The organism is Pantoea sp. Sc1, assembly GCF_000255315.1.
Taxonomy (GTDB): Bacteria; Pseudomonadota; Gammaproteobacteria; order Enterobacterales; family Enterobacteriaceae; genus Pantoea; species Pantoea anthophila.
Genome location: NZ_AJFP01000003.1, coordinates 74468 through 98616 on the forward strand (window position 1 = coordinate 74468; position 24149 = coordinate 98616).

The 24149-nt window shown below is 57.0% G+C and carries 21 protein-coding genes; 16 read left to right on the forward strand and 5 right to left on the reverse strand.

Translation table 11 applies throughout. The annotated features are described in order from the left end of the window. Positions 1-19: 19 nt before the first annotated feature. From S7A_RS20015 to S7A_RS20045, 7 genes are all read left to right on the forward strand, one after another. Positions 20-1339, forward strand: a complete 1320-nt coding sequence (locus S7A_RS20015; protein WP_009093192.1) for a TolC family outer membrane protein — start codon at positions 20-22, stop codon at positions 1337-1339. 14 nt (positions 1340-1353) lie between these two features. Beyond that, on the forward strand, positions 1354-2613 hold the full coding sequence (locus S7A_RS20020; protein WP_009093193.1) for an HlyD family secretion protein: 1260 nt from the start codon (positions 1354-1356) through the stop codon (positions 2611-2613). Positions 2614-2637: 24 nt separating this feature from the next. Then, positions 2638-4800 (forward strand): peptidase domain-containing ABC transporter, encoded by a 2163-nt coding sequence (locus S7A_RS20025; protein ID WP_009093194.1) that lies wholly within the window; start codon positions 2638-2640, stop codon positions 4798-4800. A 48-nt stretch (positions 4801-4848) separates the two neighbouring features. After that, positions 4849-5286 carry a DcrB-related protein gene (locus S7A_RS20030; protein WP_009093195.1) on the forward strand — a complete coding sequence of 146 codons (438 nt, stop codon included), beginning with the start codon at positions 4849-4851 and terminating at the stop codon, positions 5284-5286. 645 nt (positions 5287-5931) lie between these two features. Beyond that, positions 5932-6270 carry a hypothetical protein gene (locus S7A_RS20035; protein WP_009093197.1) on the forward strand — a complete coding sequence of 113 codons (339 nt, stop codon included), beginning with the start codon at positions 5932-5934 and terminating at the stop codon, positions 6268-6270. Between the two features lie 197 nt (positions 6271-6467). After that, positions 6468-7343 carry a winged helix-turn-helix domain-containing protein gene (locus tag S7A_RS20040; RefSeq protein ID WP_033736881.1) on the forward strand — a complete coding sequence of 292 codons (876 nt, stop codon included), beginning with the start codon at positions 6468-6470 and terminating at the stop codon, positions 7341-7343. Then, positions 7336-7809 carry a hypothetical protein gene (locus tag S7A_RS20045; RefSeq protein WP_009093199.1) on the forward strand — a complete coding sequence of 158 codons (474 nt, stop codon included), beginning with the start codon at positions 7336-7338 and terminating at the stop codon, positions 7807-7809. Before S7A_RS20040 ends, S7A_RS20045 begins: the two co-directional genes overlap by 8 nt. A 95-nt stretch (positions 7810-7904) precedes the next feature. Here S7A_RS20045 and S7A_RS20050 read toward each other — a convergent pair whose 3' ends face one another. Both S7A_RS20050 and S7A_RS20055 read right to left on the reverse strand, forming a co-directional pair. After that, complete coding sequence (locus tag S7A_RS20050; RefSeq protein ID WP_009093200.1) at positions 7905-8402, reverse strand: FidL-like protein; 498 nt, start codon at positions 8400-8402, stop codon at positions 7905-7907. After that, entirely contained in the window at positions 8399-9223 is an 825-nt protein-coding gene (locus S7A_RS20055; protein WP_009093202.1) for a winged helix-turn-helix domain-containing protein, read from the reverse strand. The genes S7A_RS20050 and S7A_RS20055 overlap by 4 nt, the downstream gene beginning before the upstream one ends. 316 nt (positions 9224-9539) lie before the next feature. On the opposite strand from S7A_RS20055, the gene S7A_RS20060 reads away from it, so the two are divergent. Continuing rightward, the gene (locus S7A_RS20060) at positions 9540-10421 is read left to right on the forward strand and encodes an ROK family protein (RefSeq protein ID WP_009093203.1); all 882 of its coding nucleotides are present in this window, start codon (positions 9540-9542) and stop codon (positions 10419-10421) included. A 195-nt stretch (positions 10422-10616) separates the two neighbouring features. Here the strand turns inward: S7A_RS20060 and S7A_RS20065 are convergent, their stop codons facing one another. Then, on the reverse strand, positions 10617-11405 hold the full coding sequence (locus S7A_RS20065) for a MipA/OmpV family protein (protein WP_009093204.1): 789 nt from the start codon (positions 11403-11405) through the stop codon (positions 10617-10619). A gap of 129 nt (positions 11406-11534) precedes the next feature. On the opposite strand from S7A_RS20065, the gene S7A_RS20070 reads away from it, so the two are divergent. The 4 genes from S7A_RS20070 to S7A_RS20085 all read left to right on the forward strand — a co-directional run bounded on the left by S7A_RS20070 (position 11535) and on the right by S7A_RS20085 (position 17664). Next, positions 11535-12230 carry a response regulator gene (locus tag S7A_RS20070; protein WP_009093205.1) on the forward strand — a complete coding sequence of 232 codons (696 nt, stop codon included), beginning with the start codon at positions 11535-11537 and terminating at the stop codon, positions 12228-12230. After that, positions 12227-13396, forward strand: a complete 1170-nt coding sequence (locus tag S7A_RS20075; RefSeq protein WP_009093206.1) for a cell wall metabolism sensor histidine kinase WalK — start codon at positions 12227-12229, stop codon at positions 13394-13396. Before S7A_RS20070 ends, S7A_RS20075 begins: the two co-directional genes overlap by 4 nt. Positions 13397-13489: 93 nt before the next feature. Continuing rightward, the gene (locus tag S7A_RS20080; protein WP_009093207.1) at positions 13490-14623 is read left to right on the forward strand and encodes an efflux RND transporter periplasmic adaptor subunit; all 1134 of its coding nucleotides are present in this window, start codon (positions 13490-13492) and stop codon (positions 14621-14623) included. Then, positions 14620-17664, forward strand: coding sequence for an efflux RND transporter permease subunit (locus S7A_RS20085; RefSeq protein WP_009093208.1), 3045 nt, complete (start codon positions 14620-14622; stop codon positions 17662-17664). The genes S7A_RS20080 and S7A_RS20085 overlap by 4 nt, the downstream gene beginning before the upstream one ends. Positions 17665-17702: 38 nt before the next feature. Here the strand turns inward: S7A_RS20085 and S7A_RS20090 are convergent, their stop codons facing one another. Then, on the reverse strand, positions 17703-17948 hold the full coding sequence (locus S7A_RS20090; protein WP_033736884.1) for a hypothetical protein: 246 nt from the start codon (positions 17946-17948) through the stop codon (positions 17703-17705). A gap of 71 nt (positions 17949-18019) precedes the next feature. After that, complete coding sequence (locus S7A_RS20095) at positions 18020-18922, reverse strand: LysR family transcriptional regulator (protein WP_009093210.1); 903 nt, start codon at positions 18920-18922, stop codon at positions 18020-18022. A gap of 104 nt (positions 18923-19026) precedes the next feature. Between S7A_RS20095 and budA the strand changes: the two genes are divergently transcribed. The 4 genes from budA to S7A_RS20115 all read left to right on the forward strand — a co-directional run bounded on the left by budA (position 19027) and on the right by S7A_RS20115 (position 23955). After that, positions 19027-19809 (forward strand): acetolactate decarboxylase, encoded by a 783-nt coding sequence (gene budA / locus S7A_RS20100; protein ID WP_009093211.1) that lies wholly within the window; start codon positions 19027-19029, stop codon positions 19807-19809. Between the two features lie 14 nt (positions 19810-19823). After that, a complete protein-coding gene (gene alsS / locus S7A_RS20105) occupies positions 19824-21503 on the forward strand; it encodes an acetolactate synthase AlsS (RefSeq protein ID WP_009093213.1) in 1680 nt (559 codons plus the stop codon). A gap of 23 nt (positions 21504-21526) precedes the next feature. After that, positions 21527-22300 carry a (S)-acetoin forming diacetyl reductase gene (locus S7A_RS20110; protein ID WP_009093214.1) on the forward strand — a complete coding sequence of 258 codons (774 nt, stop codon included), beginning with the start codon at positions 21527-21529 and terminating at the stop codon, positions 22298-22300. A gap of 203 nt (positions 22301-22503) precedes the next feature. Then, the gene (locus S7A_RS20115; protein ID WP_071987836.1) at positions 22504-23955 is read left to right on the forward strand and encodes a flagellin; all 1452 of its coding nucleotides are present in this window, start codon (positions 22504-22506) and stop codon (positions 23953-23955) included. Positions 23956-24149 lie beyond the last annotated feature (194 nt).

A 24149-nucleotide genomic window follows, 5' to 3' on the forward strand; every position in this document is an offset into this window, starting at 1 on the left:
GTATTAATTTCGGAATCTCATGCTGAAAAAATTTTTATTCCCGCTGGCGGGAGGATTATTGCTGTCCGGTCAGGCCGGTGCGCTGTCACTTCAGGAGTCGCTGATGGCTGCAAACAGTTATAATGCAGAAATGAACGCTGCCCGCAGTGAACATGATGCCGACGGGCAGAAAAAATATCAGGGCTTTGCGGGATTACTGCCGGCAATCTCCATTGACGGTGCCTGGGTTAAAACGGATCAGCCGGATGCGGCCTATTCTGCCGGTGTCACCCGCCACAATTATAGCGTCAATCTGACACAGCCCGTTTTTGATATGGCAAAGTATGCCACCTGGCGCAGAAGCGTGGTGATTAGTAATCTGGCCGATGTCAATCTGCTTATTGCACAGCAGAAAATGATCGCCAGTGTCACCACGGCTTATTACGACGTGCTTTATCAACGCAGCGTGCTGGAAACCAGTCATCGCATTCTTGCTGCCTTCAGTGCACGGCTTAAACAGACACAAAAAGCGCTGGAAATAGGCGACGGCACCCGGCTCGATTTAGCTGAAGCACAGGCCAACTATGATAAAGCCGTGGCAGACGAACTGGTGGCAGAAAACGATCTGAACGATGCCAGTCTTGCTTTCCGTCAGCTTACTGGCAGGGATCCCCGGAGCATCCCAGACAGCAGCATGCGCTGTGTGCGCTTTCCCGACAGGCTCGTTCCTGAACAACTGAAACGCGATGCCGCTGCTAACAACCTCGACGTACTTGCCGCTATTCAGACGCACAAAGCCAGTGAGACAGACATTCTGTCCGCCACCTCCAGTCATATGCCGGTCGTCACCCTGCAGGCTGGGTACGGCAAGAACTGGAGTCGGGCAGAAAACGGCAACTATCTTGACACGCTTTTTGGCACCACCTCTAAAACTGATAACACCCAGATTAGCGTTAATGTTTCGATCCCCCTGTTTGGCGGGGGTGGCCCTGTCTCACAAAGTCTGGAAGCGGCGCACCGTTTCGAACAGAGCAAAGAGCTAATCACCGATGCCAGACGCAAAGCGGAACAGCAGGCCATTCAGGCGGCGTCCGGTGTGCATAACAGCCAGTCCCGGATTAAAGCCTGTCAACGCGCAATCGCCTCAGCAGACAAACGCCTGAGTGCCACCCGTTATGGCCGCGAAATCGGTCAGCGCACCCTGATCGATGAATTCAATGCAGAAAAGGATTATTTCCAGGCCGTGCAGGATTTGGCACAGGCGCAGAACGCGCTCATCCAGTCAATCGTCAAATTAAAAGCGGCCACTGGCTCGCTCGACTACGCCGCGATGAAAAGTTTCAGCTGTGGCGCGGCATAACGGGAATCGAATAGATGAATAACGACTTATTTCGCCAGGAAGCGCTGGATGCTAAGAAAACTAAAGTCCTGGGCTCTGTTGCGTTGTATTGCCCCCCTTTCCGCTGGGTTGTCATCACGCTGATCGGACTGCTGGTTGCCGTCATGATCGCCTTTTGCATCTTTGGCACTTACACCAAACGTGAAAGTGCGCAGGGTGTACTGGTACCGGAAAACGGCATGATGACGATTACAGCGATGAGCACCGGCACGGTTATTGCTCTGCCCGCCCGTGAAGGTGAGAGCCTGCAAAAGGGCAGCCTGATCGCCACCGTCTCATCGGAAATTTCAACACGCTATGGCCAGACACGGGAGGCGATTGCGGCCCAGCTGGAGTTCCAGCAAGCAGGGCTGAAAAATCAGCTGACCAATCTTGAGCAACTGCACACCGAAACGCTGAAATCTCTTGAGGAAAAGGTCAGTTTACTCGGCCAGCAATCGGCTGAACTGGAGACCATTTTTCGCCAGCGCACCCAGCAGATTCAGCTGTCCAGAACACAACTCAATAAAATGAGCGCCATGCGCAAAGAGGGCTACGCCTCCAATACGCAGGTAGAACAGCAGCAGAATGAGTTGCTTGATGCCAGCGTGCGTTTACAGGATGTCGCACGTCAGCGTATTGATATCCGCCAGCAACTGGCTCAGGCGCGGCAGCAGCTGCGTGAGCAACCCCTCTCTTATAACCAGCAGAAAAACGAGTTACAGCAAAAGCTTTCCGGGATCACGCAGTCGATCATGGAAAACGAATCCCGTCGTTCGATTGAGCTGCATGCGCCGGAAAACGGCACCGTCAGTGCCGTGCTGGTCAAACAGGGACAGATCGTCACGTCGGGTCAGACCGTGGCGATGATGCTGCCGGATAACGCGCGTTTGCAGGCAAGGATTATGCTCAGCAGCCGCGCCATCGGCTTTATCCGGCCAGGCCAGCGTGTCGTGCTGCGCTATCAACCTTTCCCATGGCAGAAGTTCGGCCAGCAATACGGCACCGTGCTGGAAATTTCAAAGTCGGCCCTGTCACCGCAGGAAGTCGCCAGCCTGACCGGCGATGGTCAGGTGAAAGAGTCGATGTATCAGGTGAAAGTGGCGCTGGATAAGCAGACGGTGCAGGCCTACGGCAGGCAGAGCAGCCTGCACGCGGGCAGTGCGCTGGAGGCAGACTTTATCGTCGATAAACGACGCCTCTACGAGTGGGTTCTGGAGCCATTAAACGCATTGGGCAAAATGACGTCCTTATAATTTCATTATCTTATCAGGTTACCTATGGATTTATTTCACAAACTGAATTTGTCATTTCGCCAGAAACTGCCCGTTTTACGTCAGACCCAGGCGGCTGAATGTGGCCTGACCTGTATCGGCATGATTGCCGGCTACTATGGTCATCACACCGATATGGTCTCGCTGCGCCAGCGCTTCCCGACCTCCCTTAAAGGCAGCACGCTGGCGAATGTGATGTCATTCGCACAGAGCATGGGCATGGGCTGTCGTGCGGTTCGCCTCGAACTGGATGAACTGGACAAACTGAATCTGCCCTGCGTTCTGCACTGGGAGATGAACCACTTTGTCGTGCTGAAAGGCATCGCTAAAAACAGGCTCATTATTCATGACCCGGCGCGTGGCATACGCAAAGTGCCGATGGATGAAGTCTCCGCCTCATTCACTGGCGTCGCGCTGGAGCTTTATCCCGGCGCCACGTTTGAGAAGAAAAACGAGAAAAAATCGATTTCCATGCTGAGCCTGATCCGTAACGTGTCCGGAATTGGCTCTGCGTTCGTGCAGGTGGCCTTACTGTCACTGGCACTGGAATTTTTTGGCATCATCACGCCATTTTACATGCAGTGGGTGATGGATCAGGTGCTGGTCTCTGCGGACCGTGATTTGCTGACGCTGCTCGGTGTCGCCTTTATCTGCATCACCCTGTTTCAGAACCTGATTTCAGCACTGCGAAGCTGGGTTACGACCTGGTTCTCCAGCATGCTGAGCGTACAGTGGTCATCTAATCTGTGCGCCCATCTGCTGGGATTACCGCTCAGTTACTTTGAAGAACGTCATGTTGGCGACATTCTTTCGCGCTTCGGGTCCATCGGCAATATTCAGAGCACGCTAACCGGCCGCTTTATCTCGTCTGTTTTCGACGGGGTAATGGCGCTGGTCACCCTCGGCGTAATTTTCACCTATAACGCCACCCTGACCTGTGTGGTCGTTGGCCTGTTCCTGCTTTATGCACTGATTCGCTGGATCTCATTCGAGCCCTTTCGCCAGGCGAATGAGAATCAGCTGATGGCCTCCGCCGTAGTGCAGTCACAGCTGCTTGAATCGATCCGTGGCGTGCAGGCGATCAAGCTCAACAATAAGCAGGATCTGCGCGTTTCGACTTATACCAATGAAACCGTGGAGTCGACAAACAAGGGGATTACGACGCAGAAACTCTCGATTGGATTCAACACGCTGCAGGGGACAATTTCCGGCGTTGGCAAAATTGTTCTGATCTGGCTGGCTGCGGCGCAGGTGCTGGACGGTAACTTTACCAGCGGGATGCTGGTGGCGTTCATCTCGTTCTCCGATCAGTTTATCTCTCGCTCTGCGGGCCTGATCAACGCGCTGATCGAATTCAAAATGCTCCGCTTACACGGTGAACGTCTCTCCGATATTGTCCTGACGGAGAAAGAGCAGAATATGGAAAGCCACATCGCGCTGGCGGAAGAAACAGGGCCGGTGCGTCTGGATATCAGCGACATGACCTTCCGTTATTCAGCCACTGACGAAGAGATCTTCTCTGACTTCAGCCTGAGCATTGCGGCCGGTGAATCCGTCGCCATCATCGGCCCCTCCGGCCAGGGCAAAACGACGCTGGCAAAATTGCTGCTCGGACTGCTCAAACCGAACGCCGGAATGATCAGCATTAACGGTATCGACCATACAAAACTGGGAATGACGCATTACCGCGATCTAATCGGAAGCGTGATGCAAAACGATATGATGTTTGCCGGCTCCATCATGGACAACATCAGTTTCTTTGATGCCAGCCTGGATAAAGCCAGGGTCGAGTGGGCAGCGCGTATCGCCCAGATACATGGCGACATTATGGCAATGCCTATGGGCTACAACAGCATGGTAGGCGATATGGGTTCGTCTCTCTCCGGAGGGCAGGTGCAGCGCGTCATCCTCGCCCGCGCGCTTTACCGCCAGCCGCGCCTGCTTATCCTTGATGAGGCCACCAGTCATCTGGATGTGGCCAGAGAGAGTGCCATCAATGATGCGATAAAGCACATGAGCATCACCCGCGTCATCATCGCACACCGGCCGGAAACGATCATGAGCGCAGACCGCATTATCCAAATCAACCGCCATGGCGTGACCGAAATCACCAAAGCAGAGTTTGCAGCTTTAGTGAACGCCTCACAGGTGACGCTGGAAATAAATTAACAGAGGGCACTGTTAAGTGCTGCCCAGCCCTGAAACCAAGGAGTGAATATGAAAAACAGTCTAATCTGCCTGGAAGGCACGCTTAAATTTGACGAAGAAGTCAGAACTCAGACAATTAATGTTGTGGCATTCAGAACCGGCCAGCAGATCACCATCAACCGCGACCGGCTTGCTGAAGGACAAACCCTTGGCGAGAATATTGCCTTACAGATCAGTAATGCCGAAAAAATATTTAATCAGTTCAACCTGTTAAAAATGGAAGAGGTTAACGATGGCCATGCATTTAGGAAAACTTTCCAGGTGATTTACAGCTTTATAACCGGCCAGGGCGGCGGTCAGCGAGTCTGGCAGGTAACCTATGCCTGTCTGCTGGCTGATAATGTTACGATCAACTTCACGTCAATTTACCCTGATGAAGTATCCATGAAGAACGAGATGCACAGGCTGGCACATTGCGTAAAGTCATTTGCGCTTAACAACACCTGAGGTATTAACACGGATCTTAAAATGGCCCTACCAGATACAAACACAAAAGCTGAAAGAAATTAAAAATAGAAGTAATTCTATTTAAGAGGCTTCAGGTTAAATGCATAATTAACGCCGAAAATTAACATTAATAACACCACCTGCCATCAGTGACAGGGTCAGGAAGTGGCCGTGCGAGATTTCAGTATCACGGAAGCTGACGTTTGCACCGCTGAATATTCAGGAGGGATGCTTCAACCGCGTTCTGCTGATATCTGCAAGGGATGCTGCGGTCGTCGTCATCATCGGGAATCACTCAACGGGCGTAAAGTCGCTGACGAACCCGTGCCAGCTCATTTCCTGACTGAAGCATAACGGCATAACGCCGCAGCAAAATTAATCGGATAAGAGATAAAAAGAGAAGCGCCAAGCCATTCACTTTATCGTCAGAATATTGAACGTGTAATCCTGATAGGTTATCCATGTAGCACAGGATAATAATTCAGAAAGGCATGCTGTAATAAAAATGCCTGCTTTACCTGTTTTGAAACAAGACAGCATGTCACTGCCGTCATTTTGAAACAGCCTATGAAAAGTCATATTTTAATTTCTCAAATGAGAAGATAAGACATGGCTTAACTTTAAAATTAATCTGAGGAAATAATAATGCGCGATTTAAGCATGATGGAAATTGATGCCGTATCGGGTGCGGGGTTATGGGAATCACTCACCAGCAGCGTTCTGCTGGCAGCGGCAGGCTACGCTGCGGGTGCCACCATCGGCGGCATGCACGGTGGCGACGGTGGCGGTATCCTCGGCATTGGTGCCATTGGCCAGCTGGTGGGTATGTTGGGTGCAGGCATGATCGGTGCCGCGGCGGGTGCTGTCGCCGGTGCAATTATGGGCTGGAATGATTCAGAGTCAGTATATGCACTGGTCAATCAGTTTATCACTAACGCTTTCAACGGCACCTTCCAGGATAATGCGGCAAGCCGCTTGATCTGATGCTTATATGACTGGCGTTGACAAGGTGCAGAACATTCTGCACCTTTTTTTATGTCCGGTAAAAGCGGGCTGCGTTGTGACGCTGACCCTATAAAAATTCCCAAATGAAAATGGAATCTTAAAATGTCGCACAGATTGGAGGTAACAATAAGGGGGTAAAAAAGCTAGACTCAGATTTTTCTGCTGAGTTTAGCCTGATGCATAATCACTACATCATTAATGGATTTATTGAGTTTCATCCTGCGGCCAGTACATTGCGTAATCTGAACGATCCAGAAAAATGTGTAGTCCTCAATTCTCCGGCAGGTCGCTGCCTCTTATTATTAATCACACGAAATGACACGATCATTACGCAGCAGGAGTTTATGGAGATTGTCTGGGAGAAAAATGGGATGCTGGTTTCTCCCAATACCTTTTATCAGAATATTTCTATTCTGCGGAAGGGTTTAAAAAAGGTCGGGCTAGCGGAAGATCCTGTCGTAACAATCCCACGCGTCGGTCTGACACTGGCCAGTGGAACAGATATAAAGAAACGCAGTAGTGAAACGCACATTGATGGCAGTCAGGAAAACACGCACTCCAGAGATGAAGATACTTTTGCGGAAGAACTTTATGATGAGATGAGCCTGCCACCCTCAGCGGATACTGAACCGAGCGAGCCGCTGGTGGCGCACGCTGCCCGGCAGGAATCGGGAGCACCGCTGAAATCTTTCCTGCCAGCGGTTTTACTCTGGACCATGAGCCTGGTCGCACTGATTTTGCTGATGGTAATTCTGAAAACTAACAGCGTATCAGATGCGCCCCGCGTCCATTTTGATGAGTACCCTTTTCTGGCAGATATCAATGGATGCCGGGTTTATATTGCCGACAAAGATGCCCGTTCAGAGGAGAAAAAGAAAACGCTTTCTCTGGTTGAAAAATTGAAAAGCAGCTGCAGCCATTATCCCTGGGTCTATGTGACGCATTATGCGCTCCTGCCCAGAACCTCAGTCATTCGCTGCAATAAACCGATGAGCCAGAAAAATCAGTGCATTTCAGAATATCATTTCAGAGGATTGAATCCGGGTGATTAAAAAAACGCTTATCGTACTAACGGGTATCGTAATTTTAATGGAGGCGTCTTTTCTGGCCTACCCCTATCTTCAGCGCCGTCCCACAGAAAGTTTTAACTGTGTTGCAAACTTAGTAGAACATTACAGTGACGACATTTATCATCTGTCACTCAACTATATGATTCGCGATAACTTTGCGTTAGCCCATATCACCGGCTATTCAGAAATGAATCCTGGAAAGGTGTTTAATCGTAAAGTCTCCTTCAGCCTGCAGCGCAATGGCGATATCTATTATATGTCCGCTGAAAAAAACATCAGGCTACCGGATGACAATCTCAGTGATGACGAGATCAGCCAGTATCTCTCGCGGTTTTTCATCGCCTCTGAGAAGGAAGTTTATATGCGAATCATCAGGCAGAAGAACAAAAACTTTCTTTTTATGGTCAATTTTATCCCGACCTATATCTGCAATTCGATATCAGGTTAACAACCTCTTAGTCCGATGCAGGGAAGAGCGGATACACTCAAAGCCTAACGTCCGGTTTCAACGCTTAACAGGCCCCTGCAGAGGCCTGCCGTCATTCAGTAACGCTTGCAGGTAAACAGATAGGAGAGCGGCCCGCTAATCAGGTAGGCCTGCTGATCCACCTGGCGCACATCCAGCTGCAGGTAGGTTGGATCCAGCGTGATCTCCGCCAGCAGCAGATTGAATACCGCATCCGGGGTGGTATCGTTGGTCGAGGTGATAATCGATTTAATTTTATAGCGATAAGTATCGCTCTCTATTTTTCCCCCCTCGCTCAGTGCAATACGGCGATTGAGCGTGGTGACCTTATCTCCCAGCGTGACCTGCCCGTTGAGTAACAGATAACCCGAGTGCGCATCAATAAAACGCAAATCCTGCGACACCGCAAACTCGACTTTCTTTCCTTCCTGACGACTGAGATCGTAGCGGCTGAAGGCCGAGCATCGGAACGGCAAATCAGTTTCCTGATGACGATAAAAATTGATGGCTGCAAAGGTAACCAGCAGCAATATGGCCAGCGCTGCCGTCAGCGTAAGAGTGGCGCTGCGTTTCAATTCATTCTCCAGTCGAGATAATAAACGTTGTCACAGGAAATGATGTGCCCACGCTCATCAAGATTACAGGCTGACAGCATCGTTCTGCCGTAGTTCGTGGTGGTGAACGCCGTGTTTTTATCGAAATAGATCCGTCGCCCGGCGCTGCAGGATTGATTATTCTCCCGGAGCATCTGCAGTATCTGTTGATCAATAGACTCGCGCTCTACCACATCCAGGCCTTTCAGCAGTACCGCTTCACAGCCGCCCGCCAGTGACACAGTGGTCAGCCCGCTATTCTTCTGCGCAGGATGGATGAAGATGTAAAAGCTGAAGGCAACGATGAATATCGCCAGAAGAATCAGGGCCACACTCAGTTGTCGGGTCCTGCGCATCGGCTTTGCCACCGGGGCCAGAGAGGGTTCCGGCGCGGTGACGTTATCCGGCGGCACCTCGGTGTCTGTGCCCGCCACCGGCTCCGGCGCGATGTCAGACACCGCCACCGGCTGAGCCGTTTCCCGCACAATCCTGATCTCCGGATTCAGTCGGATGCCAATCTTCGGCAGGGTCATTATCAGATTCTGGCAACCATAGGCCGCAAGCGCCCTGCGCAGAATACTCAGATACTGATTCAGATTACTGTTAGAGCCGCGCAGGCCATACCGGTCCCACACCTCTGTCAGTAAGGTGTCACGCGACAGGATTTCTCCGCCAGAATTCAGCAGCTGCTCAAACAACCGGCCGGAAGAAATACTCAGGCTCAGCGACTCCTGAGTAGGTATATGGCTCAGCGTACAGTCATCTGAATTATACGTAATCTGATCATCGATAATGTAAATCATTAAGAAATCACTGAATTTGCGCTCATTGCCGACAGTATAATTCAGCTGGATTGAAGAAGCACCAGGCAGGGTTAATCCGGTAAATTAATACCGAAAACATCCGCTTAACAGAAACATCGCCGCCGGAATGTTCACTATTCTCCGCACCGCTTACTTAATAGCAGCACTTCCCGTTATTAACGCTTCGCTCATGGCGCCCTGTTCCGCCAGCTTTATAAATCTGTACCTTTCCTGACAAAATTAGGGCTGCCCGGCCGCCTGCGGTTTTATTTCGACACTACAATTAATCGCACCAACATCATTTCAGAGAACGTTGATGAATATTGCAGCTTTTGATATTGGCGGTACCTCTTTAAAAATGGGCGTGGTGGACGATCGGGGAAACATTCTGACGCAGGAGAGCGCCGACATTTCCCACAACGCGCGGGACAAAATTCTGGAAGAAATAGTGGGCTGGCTGGAGAAGAATCCCGGCTGTGAAGGTATCGCCGTGAGTACGCCCGGCTATATCGACCCCGATAAAGGCTTTATTGAGATGGGCGGCACCATCCGTGACTTTGACGGGTTTCATCTGAGCCAGTGGCTGACAGAGAAAACCGCCCTGCCTGCCACGGTGGAAAACGACGCGCACTGTGCCCTGCTGGCGGAATACTGGCTGGGCAAAGCGAAAAAACTGAACGACTTCCTGATGCTGACCATCGGAACCGGGCTGGGCGGAGCCGCTTTCTGCAACGGTGCGCTGATTCGCGGTGGCCGGAACCGGGCCGGTGAATTTGGCTGTCTGCTGACCTCACGCCCCACCAGCAGCGACATTGAACGGCACACCATGAGCCAGAGCTGTACCATGACCGCGCTGCGGGAGAATTACAGTCAGCTCACCGATCGGCCTGTCGACGACGTCAGTGGCAAAGATGTGTTTGACGCCTGCGACCGCCAGGAAAAAATGGCGCAGCAGGTGGTGGAAAAATTCTACCAGGATCTCGCGGCCTGTTTATACAACCTCTTCAGCGTCTTTGATCCGCAGATGATATTTATCGGCGGCGGCATTACGGCGCGGGAACCTTTCCTTGAAGAACTCGCTGAGCAGCTGGAAAAGTATCAGATTGATATTCGCATTGATGCGGCCACCTACGGCAACGACTCCGGCATGCTGGGTGCAACATGGAATTTCCTCCAGCGCCAGCCACAGAAAAATTAGCTGACCGGTCACAGACAGCGTCAGGATAAGGGAGACGCCCAACCCTCTCTGTCGCCTCCCTGTCGCGCCGGCCCGGCTCCGGCGCATCAAACAGGCTCAGTGCAGCACCGGTCAGGGTAAAGACCAGCAGATATAACAGGATGAGCGCGACAAGCAGAGCACGGTGACTGCGCATCCCGCTTATTCCCATGTGGCTCAGAAGGTGTAGCTGAGGGCCAGCGTGACCCCGGCACCGTCGTGCCGTGCGACAATGGGGCTATCGGAGGCAGATTTATCGAGCCAGCTGAAGTCACCCGTGACGCTGGCTGCCCAGGCAGGGGTCAGCTGATGACTCCAGGTCAGGCTGGCGTCCGTTCCATAAAATCCCCCTGAAGCGTTATACCGTGCAAACCCGCTGCGCGCACTCTGCTGGCTGTTCACGCCGTACCAGGTGTTCATGTAGCGTCCATCACCGAACAGACCGGCCACCTGCAGCGCCACGGTATCGTCCGCGGTCTGCCAGGGGATCAGGGTGACGGACGTCCGGTACTGCACGCCCTGACTGTCACTCAATGGCAGCGTCGCTTTCCCCTCCAGCACCAGCCACGGCGTTACAGACCAGCCCAGCGCCAGCGCGGTATTGACCGTCGCGTCGATATTTCCCATTCCCCGCAGCCGGTCATCCCCGTCACGCCAGGAGGAGTTCCGGTCTGAGCGGCCCAGCCCGTAGCCCAGCGTATGCTCAAGGTAAAGTCCGTTATCCGCCTGCAGGTCATAGCCGATACCTTTTTGCGAATCGAGAAAAAACGCTCCGTCGCGCGCCTGAATCACCGGCATCACCTGCCAGTGATTCCTCTTTGCGCCGCTGTAGCGCGGTGCGTTAATGCCCGCAATGCCCAGCGTCATGCTGGGTGGCGGCGTGGGACTCTCTTCGGCCATCGCGGCGGCGGCACTGAAACCCAGCGACAAACAGACCATGTGAAGCGTTATTTTTCCGGTTATCATCACGTTTCCTCATTATCACATCCGGTGCGGAGCTGGGGAGTCAGTACCGCGTCACCGGAGGTGAGTATGCGAGGCGCGTATCAATGAACGGCCAGGGATTTATGAAGAAACAGTCAAGGTGGTCCGGAAATGCAGGAAAAACGTGTACTGATTATTGAAGATGACGCGGATGCAGCGGGCGTCCTTGAGGCTTATCTGAAACGTGAAAACTATGCGGTTACGATAGCCGGTGACGGACCGGGCGGGCTGGAGGCGGCCAGACGCTGGCAGCCCGATCTGATCCTGCTCGATATCATGCTGCCCGGCATGAACGGCACCGAGGTGCTGGCGGCGCTGCGGCGGCGTGACGATACCCCGGTGATCATGGTCACGGCGATGGGTGACGCGCCCGATCGCATCGGTGCGCTGCGCTATGGGGCCGATGACTATGTGGTAAAACCCTATCATCCCGGTGAAGTGGTGGCGCGCGTGCAGGCCGTTCTGCGCCGCAGCCAGCCGCCCGCGGCCGCGGCCGGGGTCCTGCGCTGGGCTGGTTTAACGGTCGATCCCGAGGCGCTCACCGCGATCGTGGAGGGTGACAGCGACGCCCCACACCGGCTCGATCTGACGCCCACCGAATTTTCCCTGCTGGTCACGCTGATGCGCGCCCCGACGCGACCCTTTACCCGCCTGTTTCTGCTGGAGCACTGCCTGCCGGAAAGTGATGCGCTGGAGCGGGTAGTCGACACCCATGTCTACAACCTGCGCCGCAAACTGGAAGCCGCCGGCATCTCTGATGTGCTGCCGGCGGTGCGCAGCGTTGGCTACCGGTTCAGACAGCCATGAAGAACGCAACCCACACCTCACTGTGGCGCTGGATCTGCATCCGGGTCCTGTTGCTGGCGATAGGCAGCGTAGTGCTGATCGCCCTCTGTATGTGGCTGCGATTTGCGGTGCAGGCGGTCTGGGTCTACCACCGGATGCCCCCCATGCTGGTGGAGGAGTTCACCCGGCTGCGCCAGCATCCCGCCAGCGATCCGGCGCGCTTCCATCAGATTGTCGATCAATACTGGGGCATCAATTTTTCCGATCCGTCGCTGGCCTCCTCTGACTGGCTGACCGTCATCCTTCTGGTCGTGGTCACCATTCCGCTTATGGTACTGATCGCGCTGCGCTTTGCGCGTCCGCTCTCCGCACAGTTCAGCCAGCTGGCAACGGCGGCGCGTGCGGTGTCGCAGGGGGAGTTTGGCCGCCCGGCGGCGGTCGTTGACGCGGCTCCGCAGGAGCTGGTGCGCTTTACCGAAGACTTTAATCAGATGACACAGCAGCTGGCGCGTTACGAGCGCGAGCTGCGCGCCTCTCACGTCGCGATGGCGCATGAACTGCGCTCTCCGCTGACGGCGGCGATGGGCCGTCTGCAGGGCATTCTGGATGGCGTTTTCCCGGCCGACCCTCAGCAGCTGGCGATGATTATGAAGCAGCTGACACAACTGAGCCGGCTGACTGACGAACTGCATCTGCTGTCACTGGCGGATGCGGGGCAGCTTACGCTGAACCCGGAGTGCTTTAACCCCGCCGAGCTGCTGCGCGAGCGCACCGGCTGGCTGCTGCCGCAGGCAGAGCAGGCAGGCCTGACCCTCCGCGTGAAAGCCCCTGACAACCTGCTGCTCTGCGCCGATGCGTTCCGGCTGGGGCAGGTGGTGACCATCCTCTGCGAAAATGCGCTGCGCTACGCGGCGGACGGCGGTGAGCTGCTCATCTCCGCCAGCCGGGACGCCCGGGCCACGATACTGACCTTCCGCGATTACGGTCAGGGCGTGGATCCGGACTTCCTGCCACAGCTGTTTGACCGCTTTACCCGCGCCGACTCCTCACGCGCCCGCCACTCCGGCGGCAGCGGACTGGGATTGTCCATTGCCAAAGCCATTGTCGACGCGCACGGCGGGACGATCACCGCCTCGCTACCCGCCGACGGCGGCCTGCTGATTCGGATAACGCTACCGGTTCGATAAATTGTTCTGACTTGACCATTTCTTGATGGTTCATGGAACGTTTCTGGACACGGGCCGGGTTCAATGAGCACAACTCATTACAGGAACCCGGCTATGACAGACTTCTTATCTGATGCTGCCCGCCAGATGTGGCGTCACCTCTTCTCTGTTCACCTCGTGGTGCCGTTCGTCTTTGTGCTGTCCGGGGTGCTGATCATGACCGGCTGCCGCGATAACAGTGCGGCCCCGCCGCCAGCTCCGCCCCGTCCGGTAAAAACCGTGACCGCGCCGCCGCCCGGCGGTGCGGCCTCTCTGCGGCTGACCGGTGAAATCCGGGCGCATGACGAAGTCACCCTGGCCTTCCGGCTTAACGGGCGGGTCGTCAGCCGCACGGCTGAACTGGGCGATCGGGTCAGTGCCGGGCAACCGCTGGCGGCGCTGGAAAACGATCAGACGCGTAACCAGCTGAGCAGCGCCCGGGCCGATCTCGACAGCGCCCGGGCTGCGGAGCGGGTCGCCGCGCTGAATCTGCATCGGATGCGGTTGCTGATGCCCGGCGGTGCTATCGCCCGCAGCCAGCTGGACAGTGCCCAGGCGGACTGGCAGAGCGCGCAGTCCCGCCGCCTCAGTAGCGAAGCGGCGCTGAAAAATGCTCAGGATAGCCTCAGCTGGACCCAACTGACGGCCCCTGCTGCGGGCCTGATCACCGCTATCACGGTTCAGCCGGGTCAGGTGGTCAGTGCCGGACAAAGCGTAATAACGCTGGCCGCAGGGGATGCTCGCGATGCGGTGTTTGATCTGACCACCACCGAGCGGCTGCAGATCGCTGATCGCACACCGCTGAAGGTGACGCTGCTTGCCGACCCCGGCATCGAGGCCAGCGGCACGGTCCGTGACATCAGTCCGCAGGCTGACCCGCAGACCCGCACCTGGCGGCTGCGTGTCACGCTGAATCAGCCGCCCGAGGCGATGGCGCCCGGTGCCACCGTTATGGTTACCCTGCCCGACTCGCAACCGCCGGTCATCGCCCTGCCCGCCAGCGCCCTGACGCGCTTAGCCGACCAGCCGGCACTGCTGGTTGTGGATGCGGCTTCCCGTCTGCAGCTTCGCCCGGTGGTGCTGGCCCGCTTTGATGCTCAGCAAATCTTCGTCGCATCCGGTATTCAGCCGGGCGAGCGTATCGTTACCGCCGGTGTCGCCACCCTGCAGCCTGGCGAAAAAGTGTTGCCTGCGCAGGAGGAACCATGAAAAAACCGGCTGGCTTTAACCTCTCTGGCTGGGCGCTGGCGCATCAGCAGCTGGTGGTCTTTTTCATGCTGCTGGTGATGGCCGCGGGCGTGATGAGCTATGAACATCTGTCACGTAATGAAGATCCGGCGTTTACCATCAAAACCGCGGTGGTCTCTGCCCAATGGCCGGGTGCCGACGTTAATACCATGGTGCAGCTGGTGACGGACGTGCTGGAGCAGAAGGTGCAGGAACTCCCCTCTCTCGATACGGTGGAGAGTGAAACCCGCGTCGGGCAGACGGTCATCTATGTCAATCTGCGTGACGATACGCCGCCGTCTCAGGTCGCGGGCATCTGGTATCAGCTGCGCAAAAAGATGCAGGATGTGAGCACCTCTCTGCCGCAGGGCGTGCAGGGTCCGGCGGTGAACGACGAGTTTGATGACACCTTCGGCACGATTTATGGCTTCACGGCGGAGGGCTTTAGCGCCCGTGAGCTGCGCGACCGCGTCGATGACCTGCGGCGCGCTCTGGCGACCCTGCCCGACATCGGCAAAACCCGGCTGCTGGGGGTGCAGGAGCAACAGGTAGTTATTGCCTTTTCTCCGCAAAAGCTCAATGGCATGGGCGTCGATTTGCAGCAGGTCAGCGACGCCATCAACGCGCAGAACGAGGTCGTCCCGGCGGGCAGCCTGCGCACCGACCGCGAGAGTATTGCGATGCGTGTCAGCGGCACCCTGACCTCCGTCGACAGCCTGCAGGCGATGACGCTGCATATTGGCGATCGCTTTATCCCGCTGACCGATCTTGCGACGATCAGCCTGCAACCCGCCGAACCGCCCGCCCCGACGTTCCGGGTCAATGGCGTGCCCGCTATCGGGCTGGCCGTCTCCATGGCCGCCAGCGGCAACCTGCTCGACTTTGGTCAGCAGCTGAATCAGCGCATGCAGACGCTGGCTGGTCAGTTACCGCACGGCATCACCATGACCCGCGTTGCCGATCAGTCTGCGGTGGTAAAAACGGCGGTCAGCGGTTTTGTGCGAATCCTGGGCGAAGCCGTGGTGATTGTGTTAGCCGTGTCGTTTATCTCGCTGGGGCTGCGCGCCGGACTGGTGGTGGCGGCGGCGATCCCGCTGGTGCTGGCGATGACCTTTACCGGTATGTTGCTGGCCGGTATCGGGCTGCAGCGCATCTCGCTGGGTGCGCTGATTATCGCACTGGGGCTGCTGGTGGATGACGCCATGATCACCGTCGAGGCGATGGTGGCGAGGCTGGAAGCGGGTGACAGTAAGTGGCAGGCCGCCACCTGGGCGTTTAAAACCACCGCCTTTCCGATGCTGACCGGCACGCTGGTCATGATCGCCGGGTTCATTCCGGTCGGGTTTGCCGCCTCCAGCGCCGGCGAGTACTGCTACTCGCTGTTTGTGGTGATCGCGCTGGCGCTGCTCTGCTCGTGGGTCGTCGCGGTGATCTTCTCTCCGCTTACCGGCTGCTGGCTGCTGTCGGCAAAACTGAATCATGCCGACCCGCGACCGGGCGTGCTGATGCGCGGCTATCACTGGCTGCTGGAAGTCATTCTGCGTCATCGGGGCGTGACGGTGAGCGCGGCGCTGGCGGTGCTGCTGGTCAGCCTGTACGCCACCACGTTTATGCAGGGTGAATTTTTCCCGGCGTCCGACCGCCCCGAACTGCTGGTCAGCCTCACGCTTCCCGCCAGTGCGACGCAGGCTGAAACCACACGCCGGACCGCACAGCTGGAAGAGGTGCTGCGCCATGACCGCGATGTCGCCAGCTTCAGCAGCTACGCAGGGTCGGGCGCCATCCGTTTCTATCTGCCGATGGATGTGCTGCTGGAGAATGAAAACATCGCGCAGCTGGTGGTGGTCGCCAGAAACCTGTCGGTGCGCGACCGGTTGCAGCGCAGGCTGGAGAGCAGACTCGGTGAGAACTTCAGTGATATCACCACACGGGTCTCGCCGCTGGAGCTGGGACCGCCGGTTGGCTGGCCACTGAAATACCGCCTTACCGGACCGGATTATGGTCATGTCCGGCTGGCGGCATCCCGGCTGGCGGCGCTGATTGCCCACTCACCGCTGACCCGCGAGGTCAATCTGACCGCCGGAGAACCGGAGCGTGTCATGACGCTGGCCGTCAATCAGACCGAAGCCCGCGCGGCCGGACTCTCCTCCGGGACGATAGCCCGTGCCCTGAATACGCTGATGTCCGGCAGCGTGGTGACGACACTGCGCGACCGCAACCGGCTGATTGATGTGGTGTTACGCGGCAATGACGCCGAGCGGCAGGATACGGCGACGCTGGCGGGTTTGATGATCACCAATGCCAGCGGTCAGAAGATCCCGCTGCGCCAGGTGGCGACCCTGAAGTGGGGCGTGGATGACCCGGTGATCTGGCGGCGTCAGCGGCTGCCCTACATCACGGTGCAGACGGATATCGCCCCCGGCCAGCGGGCGGAAGCGGTCTCCCAACAGCTGACACCGGCTATCGCCGCCCTGCGTGCTTCCCTGCCCGCCGGGTACACGATTGAGGAAGCGGGCACGGTAGCGGAGTCGGACAAGGGCAACAGTTCGGTCTTTGCCCTGCTGCCGATGACGCTCTGCGCCATGCTGGTCCTGCTGATGATTCAGCTGCAACGCTTTTCCGGCATGCTGCTCGCGCTGAGCATGGCCCCCTTCGGCCTGCCCGGCATCGTTTCCGCCATGCTGCCGACCGGCACCCCGCTGGGCTTTGTGGCGCTGCTGGGGATTATTGCACTGGCAGGTATCATCATCCGCAATGCGGTGATCATGATCAGTGAAGTGGATGCCAATGCCCGCGCCGGGCTGGCCGCGGGTGAGGCCATCCGCCAGGCGGCGCATCACCGCGCGCGGCCTATCCTGCTGACCGCCTGCGCCGCGATCCTCGGTATGATCCCCATCGCCCATCAGGTTTTCTGGGGACCGATGGCGCTGGCGATTATCGGGGGGCTGGTCAGCGGAACGCTGGTGACGCTCACCGTGCTGCCCGCCGCGTTAAGCCTGTTGATGCAGCGCCGGTCACGCTGAAACGGTGTCAGGCGATCCCGCGGGATCGCCTGACATGCTCAGTTCATCACCTCCACCAGAATCAGCGGGCACTTTCTGACTTTACAGGCCTGGGTATAGGCCAGCGAACAGACCGAACAGAGGTCGCGCACGTCAGACTGGTACTCATACTCCATGAAATAGCGGAACTGGCCACCCGCCGAATCTGTTCTCCAGAATCGCTGCGGCTCCAGAATTTCATCCAGTTGCCTGAATGTCAGGGCTGACGGGTTATGAAACCCGACTCTTACGCGGTATGTAGTCATGCCCCGATTATTAATATCCCGCCCACCGCCCGCCAGCTGGTTATTGTTTTCAGTTCAATAGCTGGCACTTATCAACCCGCTTCGCCTGAAGCCGACTGTTCCGCCAGCAGCGACAGCAGGTGCAGCACCGCTTTCGAGGGGTGATGCCGCCGCCAGGCAAACGCCACGTCGGTGAACAGCGTGTTGTTTTCGATATCGCTGAAGCTGACGTCCGGGTTATCAACGCAGCGCATCGACTCCGGCACCAGCGCAATCCCGCACCCTGCCGCCACCATACCGAGTGACGTGGTGATCTGCGGCGCCTGCTGGAAGGTGTGGCGCGAGAAACCCGCCCGCAGACAGGCGGTGACAATCAGCTCATACAGGCTGGGCGAAACGTCACGCGGGAAAATCACCAGGGTTTCATCAGCCAGGGCCGATAAGGGCAGGACGGGTGTGCCGCTGAGAGGGTGGCAGCGCGGCAGCGCAATCAGCATCTTTTCGGTGGAGATGACGCGCAGATTAAACGCCTTACTGCTTTCGCACGGCAGCCGGATAAAGGCGGCATCCAGCAATCCCTCCTGCAAATCCTGCATCAGCAGGGACATGTTCTCTTCGCGCGTCAGCAGCTCCATCGCCGGATAACGCCCGGTAAAGCGGCGGATCAGGGTAAAGATATAAGGATTAAAGGCAACCGAGCTGGCGAATCCCAGTGACAGCTGGCCGCTGATCCCACGGGCGATCCCGCGCGCATTCTCCAGCGCCTGGTCGGCAAGTTGCACAATCTGCACGGCATCCGCCAGAAAAGCCTCGCCGGCCTCGGTGAGTTCCACCCCACGCGTCAGCCGCTTCAGCAGGGGCGTGCCAATCTCCTGCTCCAGCCGCAATATCTGCTGACTCAGCGGTGGCTGCGATATCCCCAGCATTTCGGCGGCGCGGGTGAAGTGAAGCGTCTCGGCAACGGCAACAAAATAACGCAGGTGGCGCAGTTCCATATCAAAAACGTCTCAAAGTTAACAGGTTTCGCTATTGGATCTTACGACTGAATCGGTTCACCCTTAGGTTAACACGGCTTAACGGTTAACTTACGAGGCATCAAATGAGCAATTGTGTAACTGATTGTTCCTGTGAGGATCAACTAAAACGAACTGTCTTAACACTTTCCCAGGATGCACCAGAAAGTGTTATCTATCAGACCTCTTTAATGAGTGCGCTACTGAGCGGCGTTTATGACGGGAACACGCGGATTGCCGATCTTCTGCGCAAAGGCGATTTTGGCCTGGGCACCTTTAACCGGCTGGATGGCGAGCTGATCGCCTTTGACAGTCAGGTTTACCAGCTGCACGCCGATGGCAGCGCCCATCCGGCCGATCCGGCGCAGAAAACCCCGTTTGCTGTCATGACCTTTTTCAAACCGCAATATCTGTTTGAGTTTGACCGGCCGATGTCGCGTGAGGCCATCCATCAGGTGATCGACAGTGAAATCACCTCCGACAACCAGTTCTGCGCGCTGCGGATCAGTGGCCGCTTCAGCCGGGTCGAGACCCGCACCGTACCCTGCCAGTGTCGCCCCTATCGCTCCATGCCGGAAGTGCTGGGCGATCAGCCGACCTTTGCGTTCCGCCAGCGTGCGGGGGAACTGATCGGCTTCCGCACGCCCCAGTACATGCAGGGGATTAACGTCGCGGGCTATCACGAACATTTTATTACTGACGATCGCGAAGGCGGTGGACACATTCTGGATTATGCGCTGGAACAGGGAACCCTGACCTTCGGTGCCATCAGCAAACTGGTCGTGGATTTGCCGCAGGACAGTGACTTTCTCAATGCCGACCTGAACCCCGCCAATCTTGACGCTGCCATCCGTGCGGTCGAAAGCTAATCAGAGGAATGACAATGAAAACTCCAACCGATACCACGCTCTGGACCTGTGGCGCTGACCTGGTGGTCGCGCAGCTTGAGGCGCAGGGCGTCCGCCACGTCTTTGGTATTCCCGGCGCCAAGATTGATAAGGTTTTTGACTCCCTGCTGGACTCCTCCATCCAGACGATTCCGGTTCGCCACGAGGCGAACGCGGCGTTCATGGCAGCAGCCGTAGGCCGCCTTACCGGCAATGCGGGAGTGGCGCTGGTCACCTCCGGACCGGGTTGTTCTAACCTGATCACCGGCATGGCTACCGCCACCAGCGAAGGTGACCCGGTGGTCGCCCTCGGCGGCCAGGTAAAACGCTCCGACAGCGCCAAACAGGTGCACCAGAGCATGGATACCGTCTCGATGTTCCGCCCGATCACCAAATATGCAGTTGAGGTCACCGATCCCTCCGCGCTCTCCGAGTGCCTGTCGAATGCGTTTCGTCATGCCGAACATGGCCGGGGCGGCGGCGCGTTTGTCAGCCTGCCGCAGGATATTGTCGACCAGCCTGTTACCGGCAAAGCACTGAGCAGCAAAGCGCGTCCCGTCCTGGGCGCAGCACCGGACGCGATGATCGATGCCGTGAGCCAGGCTATCGCCGGGGCTAAAAATCCGGTCATCCTGCTGGGACTGATGGCGAGTCAGCCCGAGAACAGCGAGGCGATCCACGATCTGCTGAGCCGCAGTCACATCCCGGTCACCAGTACCTATCAGGCCGCCGGTGCCATCCGCCAGGAGCACTTTTCACGCTTTGCCGGACGTGTCGGATTATTTAACAACCAGGCGGGCGACCGGCTGCTGCAACAGGCTGATCTGATCATTACCATCGGTTACAGCCCGGTGGAGTATGAACCGGCCATGTGGAACAGCGGCAACGCTACCCTGATTCACATCGACGTGATCCCCGCAGAGACCGACAACCGCTACCTGCCGGACGCCGAGCTGGTGGGCGATATCGCCGCCACGCTGCGTAAACTGGCGGCGCGCATCACCGCGCCGCTGCAGCTGACGCCGGAAGCCGCCACCATCCTCGATGACCGTCAGCAGCAGCGGAAACTGCTGGCGATGCAGGGTGCCAGCCTCAATCAGTTTGCCCTGCATCCGCTGCGCATCGTGCGTGCCATGCAGGACATCATTAACAGCGACGTCAGCCTCACGGTGGACATGGGCAGCTTCCACATCTGGATCGCCCGCTATCTCTACAGCTTCCGCGCCCGCCAGATCATGATCTCCAACGGTCAGCAGACCATGGGCGTCGCCCTGCCGTGGGCAATCGGGGCCTGGCTGGTCGACCCGCAACGCAAAGTCGTTTCGGTCTCGGGCGATGGTGGCTTCCTGCAGTCCAGCATGGAGCTGGAGACCGCCGTCCGGCTGAAAGCCAACATTCTGCACATCGTCTGGGTCGACAACGCCTACAACATGGTGGCGATGCAGGAAGAGAAAAAATATCACCGCGTCTCGGGCGTTAACTTTGGCCCGGTCGATTTCAAAGCCTATGCCGAAGCGTTTGGCGCAGCAGGCTTTGCGGTGACCAGCGCGGCAGAACTGGAGCCGACGCTGCGTAAAGCGATGGATGTTCAGGGACCTGCGGTGGTGGCTGTCCCGGTGGATTACGCCGATAACCCGCTGCTGATGGGCCAGCTGCATCTGAGCCAGCTTCTTTAATTTCATGCAAAAAGGAAATCACGATGAAAAACAGAGTGGCATTTGTAACCGGCGCAGGCCAGGGCATTGGTGAAGCGATTGCCCTGCGTCTGGCGAAAGATGGACTGGCGGTCGCGGTGGCGGACTTTAATCAGGAAACCGCCCGTCAGGTGGCGGAGAAGATTACTCAGCAGGGCGGTAAAGCAATCGCGTTGAAAGTGGATGTGTCGCAGCGCGATCAGGTGATGGCGGCAGTTGAGGAGGCGCGTCGTGCGCTGGGAGGCTTCGACGTCATCGTCAACAACGCCGGTATTGCCCCGTCGACGCCGATTGCGGAGATCACCGAAGAGGTGGTCGACAAGGTTTACAACGTCAACGTCAAAGGCGTGATCTGGGGTATGCAGGCGGCGATAAAGGCCTTTGCGGCTGAAGGGCACGGCGGCAAAATTATCAACGCCTGCTCTCAGGCCGGACACGTCGGCAACCCGGAGCTGGCAGTCTACAGCTCCAGTAAATTTGCCGTGCGGGGCCTGACACAAACCGCCGCGCGCGACCTGGCCGCGGCCGGCATCACGGTCAACGCCTTCTGTCCCGGCATCGTCAGGACGCCAATGTGGGAAGCGATCGATCGGCAGATCTCGGAAGCGGCCGGAAAACCGGCCGGTTACGGCACGGAAGCGTTCGCCAGACGCATTACGCTGGGACGTCTCTCTGAGCCGGAAGATGTGGCGGCCTGTGTGGCCTATCTCGCCAGCCCTGACTCCGACTACATGACCGGCCAGTCCCTGCTGATCGACGGCGGCATGGTCTTTAACTGATCCCCCTGCCTGCTGCGCCAGCGCGCAGCAGCTGTTTTTCCTGCCCGGCTTCACCCTTAAATATTTTTTATCTGAAAAGCGGTTAACCATCAGCAGGTTGCCCGCCTGGCCGCGCCCCTGCTGGTTTTTTGTCACTGCAGAGGTTAAAGCTGCTTATCACCCTGCCGATAAAACAGAGACTCCTCTCCCTGTTCGAAGCGACCATGTTAACAATCAACCATAACGAAACCGCCGCGATAGCGAACAAAACGCGGTACGGCACTGACTCTGTTCTGGGACGAACGGTTGAACGACTATCATCAGGGATGCGGATTAACAGTGCTAAAGATGACGCGGCGGGCCAGGCCATTGCCAACCGCATGACGGCCAATGTAAATGCCGATGCGGTTGTTGCGCGCGGCCTCAATGACGCGATCAGCTACTCCCAGACGGCAGGCGGCGGTTTGGGCACCATCGCCAATCTGCTGATTCAGGCCCGCACGCTCTCCGTGCAGGCGGCAAACGGCACGCTCTCTGATGCGGATCGGCAGAGCGTTAACGACCAGTATCAGCAGATTCTGGCCGGTATTGATGAAGTGGCCGATCACACTGAGATTTTTGGCCGCTATCCGCTGGCGACCGATAATCCCGATCTCCCGCCCGCCAAGCTGGGCAACGTTGATCCCATCAACACCAAATTTCCGGTTTCGGGCAGGAATTACTCCTTCAGCTCCGGGGTGATCCCGCTGGCCTATATTCCGGCAGGCGCGACGTCGATTACCATCACCATCGACTCGCTGGGTCAGGATGATGACCTTCAGCTGTTTACCCGCGACGGTAAGCATCTGGTCGGCACGCCGCTGGAAGGCAGCGCGCCCGACTACACCTGGACCAGCAAGGGGATAACCGATGCGGCGACCGCAAAATCGCGCCTGCTGACCAGCAGTAACGGCTTTGACAGCAACGCGGCCTATGACAGCTCCTCCCTGCTGGAAGGGGGATCGAGCTGGGCGCTGGCGGGCAGTAACAGCGGCAGCTACAACGGCATGAACATCACCTACAGTGGTGACGGCGATCGCTATGAAGATGCCACCAGCGGCGATTTCAACAACGGCACCATTACCGGCAACCGGCTGGAGCGCATCACGCTGGATACCGTCAGCGAAGATCTGATTGTGGTGGTGGTCGGCAACGGATCTTTCACCAGCAATCTGACCTGGGGGATCCTGCCTGAGCCGAAAGGGATTCCCGCCATACCGCCGCATAAGAGCCAGCCGATGGAGGTGATTACCAGTGCGGATTATGGTCAGCCGGTGCAGTCGGACTCAATTCCGGCCACGCCCTCGGACACCAAAACGCTGAAGCTGAATAACACCACGCTGCTGACCAGCGGTGATATCTCCGTCACCATGAAAGCGCTGGATTCAGCCCTGGAGAAGATCAGCAGTTATCAGTCGCTCTATGGCGCGAAGATTAACCGCTACGAGTCGAACCGGAATGTGCTGTCGCAGCAGGGTGTGGATACCGCCACCGCCCGCAGCCGTATTCAGGATGCTGACTACGCGGAAGAAGCGAGCCAGCTGGCACGCAGCCAGATTATTCAGCAGGGGCAGACCGCCGTCAGCAAAATGGCCAACAAAACGCCTGAGACGATTATCCAGTTGCTGAATAATTAAAGCCCATCAGGCTGAGCGCTCGCGCTCAGCCGCTTACCCTTTATGACTTTCCGCCGCTGCATCAGCCCCCGTCTGGCCCGCAATTCCCTCTTACGCCCCCCTATCGTTTGATCTCAGTCACACAATCTCGTTTAACATTCGTTTAAAGATGATCCCGATCACCCTTCCCTGTTAAAGAAATGCTAAAACCTGAT

What these genes read in the sequence shown, in the direction of transcription:
- S7A_RS20085 (WP_009093208.1), top strand. Translation starts at nt 14,620, where the DNA reads ATGAAAAAACCGGCTGGCTTTAACCTCTCTGGCTGGGCGCTGGCGCAT.
- S7A_RS20055 (WP_009093202.1), bottom strand. Translation starts at nt 9,223, where the DNA reads ATGATTTACATTATCGATGATCAGATTACGTATAATTCAGATGACTGT.
- S7A_RS20065 (WP_009093204.1), bottom strand. Translation starts at nt 11,405, where the DNA reads ATGATAACCGGAAAAATAACGCTTCACATGGTCTGTTTGTCGCTGGGT.
- S7A_RS20070 (WP_009093205.1), top strand. Translation starts at nt 11,535, where the DNA reads ATGCAGGAAAAACGTGTACTGATTATTGAAGATGACGCGGATGCAGCG.
- S7A_RS20090 (WP_033736884.1), bottom strand. Translation starts at nt 17,948, where the DNA reads ATGACTACATACCGCGTAAGAGTCGGGTTTCATAACCCGTCAGCCCTG.
- S7A_RS20015 (WP_009093192.1), top strand. Translation starts at nt 20, where the DNA reads ATGCTGAAAAAATTTTTATTCCCGCTGGCGGGAGGATTATTGCTGTCC.
- S7A_RS20110 (WP_009093214.1), top strand. Translation starts at nt 21,527, where the DNA reads ATGAAAAACAGAGTGGCATTTGTAACCGGCGCAGGCCAGGGCATTGGT.
- budA (WP_009093211.1), top strand. Translation starts at nt 19,027, where the DNA reads ATGAGCAATTGTGTAACTGATTGTTCCTGTGAGGATCAACTAAAACGA.
- S7A_RS20035 (WP_009093197.1), top strand. Translation starts at nt 5,932, where the DNA reads ATGCGCGATTTAAGCATGATGGAAATTGATGCCGTATCGGGTGCGGGG.
- S7A_RS20060 (WP_009093203.1), top strand. Translation starts at nt 9,540, where the DNA reads ATGAATATTGCAGCTTTTGATATTGGCGGTACCTCTTTAAAAATGGGC.
- S7A_RS20025 (WP_009093194.1), top strand. Translation starts at nt 2,638, where the DNA reads ATGGATTTATTTCACAAACTGAATTTGTCATTTCGCCAGAAACTGCCC.
- alsS (WP_009093213.1), top strand. Translation starts at nt 19,824, where the DNA reads ATGAAAACTCCAACCGATACCACGCTCTGGACCTGTGGCGCTGACCTG.
- S7A_RS20095 (WP_009093210.1), bottom strand. Translation starts at nt 18,922, where the DNA reads ATGGAACTGCGCCACCTGCGTTATTTTGTTGCCGTTGCCGAGACGCTT.
- S7A_RS20075 (WP_009093206.1), top strand. Translation starts at nt 12,227, where the DNA reads ATGAAGAACGCAACCCACACCTCACTGTGGCGCTGGATCTGCATCCGG.
- S7A_RS20020 (WP_009093193.1), top strand. Translation starts at nt 1,354, where the DNA reads ATGAATAACGACTTATTTCGCCAGGAAGCGCTGGATGCTAAGAAAACT.
- S7A_RS20040 (WP_033736881.1), top strand. Translation starts at nt 6,468, where the DNA reads ATGCATAATCACTACATCATTAATGGATTTATTGAGTTTCATCCTGCG.
- S7A_RS20115 (WP_071987836.1), top strand. Translation starts at nt 22,504, where the DNA reads ATGTTAACAATCAACCATAACGAAACCGCCGCGATAGCGAACAAAACG.
- S7A_RS20030 (WP_009093195.1), top strand. Translation starts at nt 4,849, where the DNA reads ATGAAAAACAGTCTAATCTGCCTGGAAGGCACGCTTAAATTTGACGAA.
- S7A_RS20080 (WP_009093207.1), top strand. Translation starts at nt 13,490, where the DNA reads ATGACAGACTTCTTATCTGATGCTGCCCGCCAGATGTGGCGTCACCTC.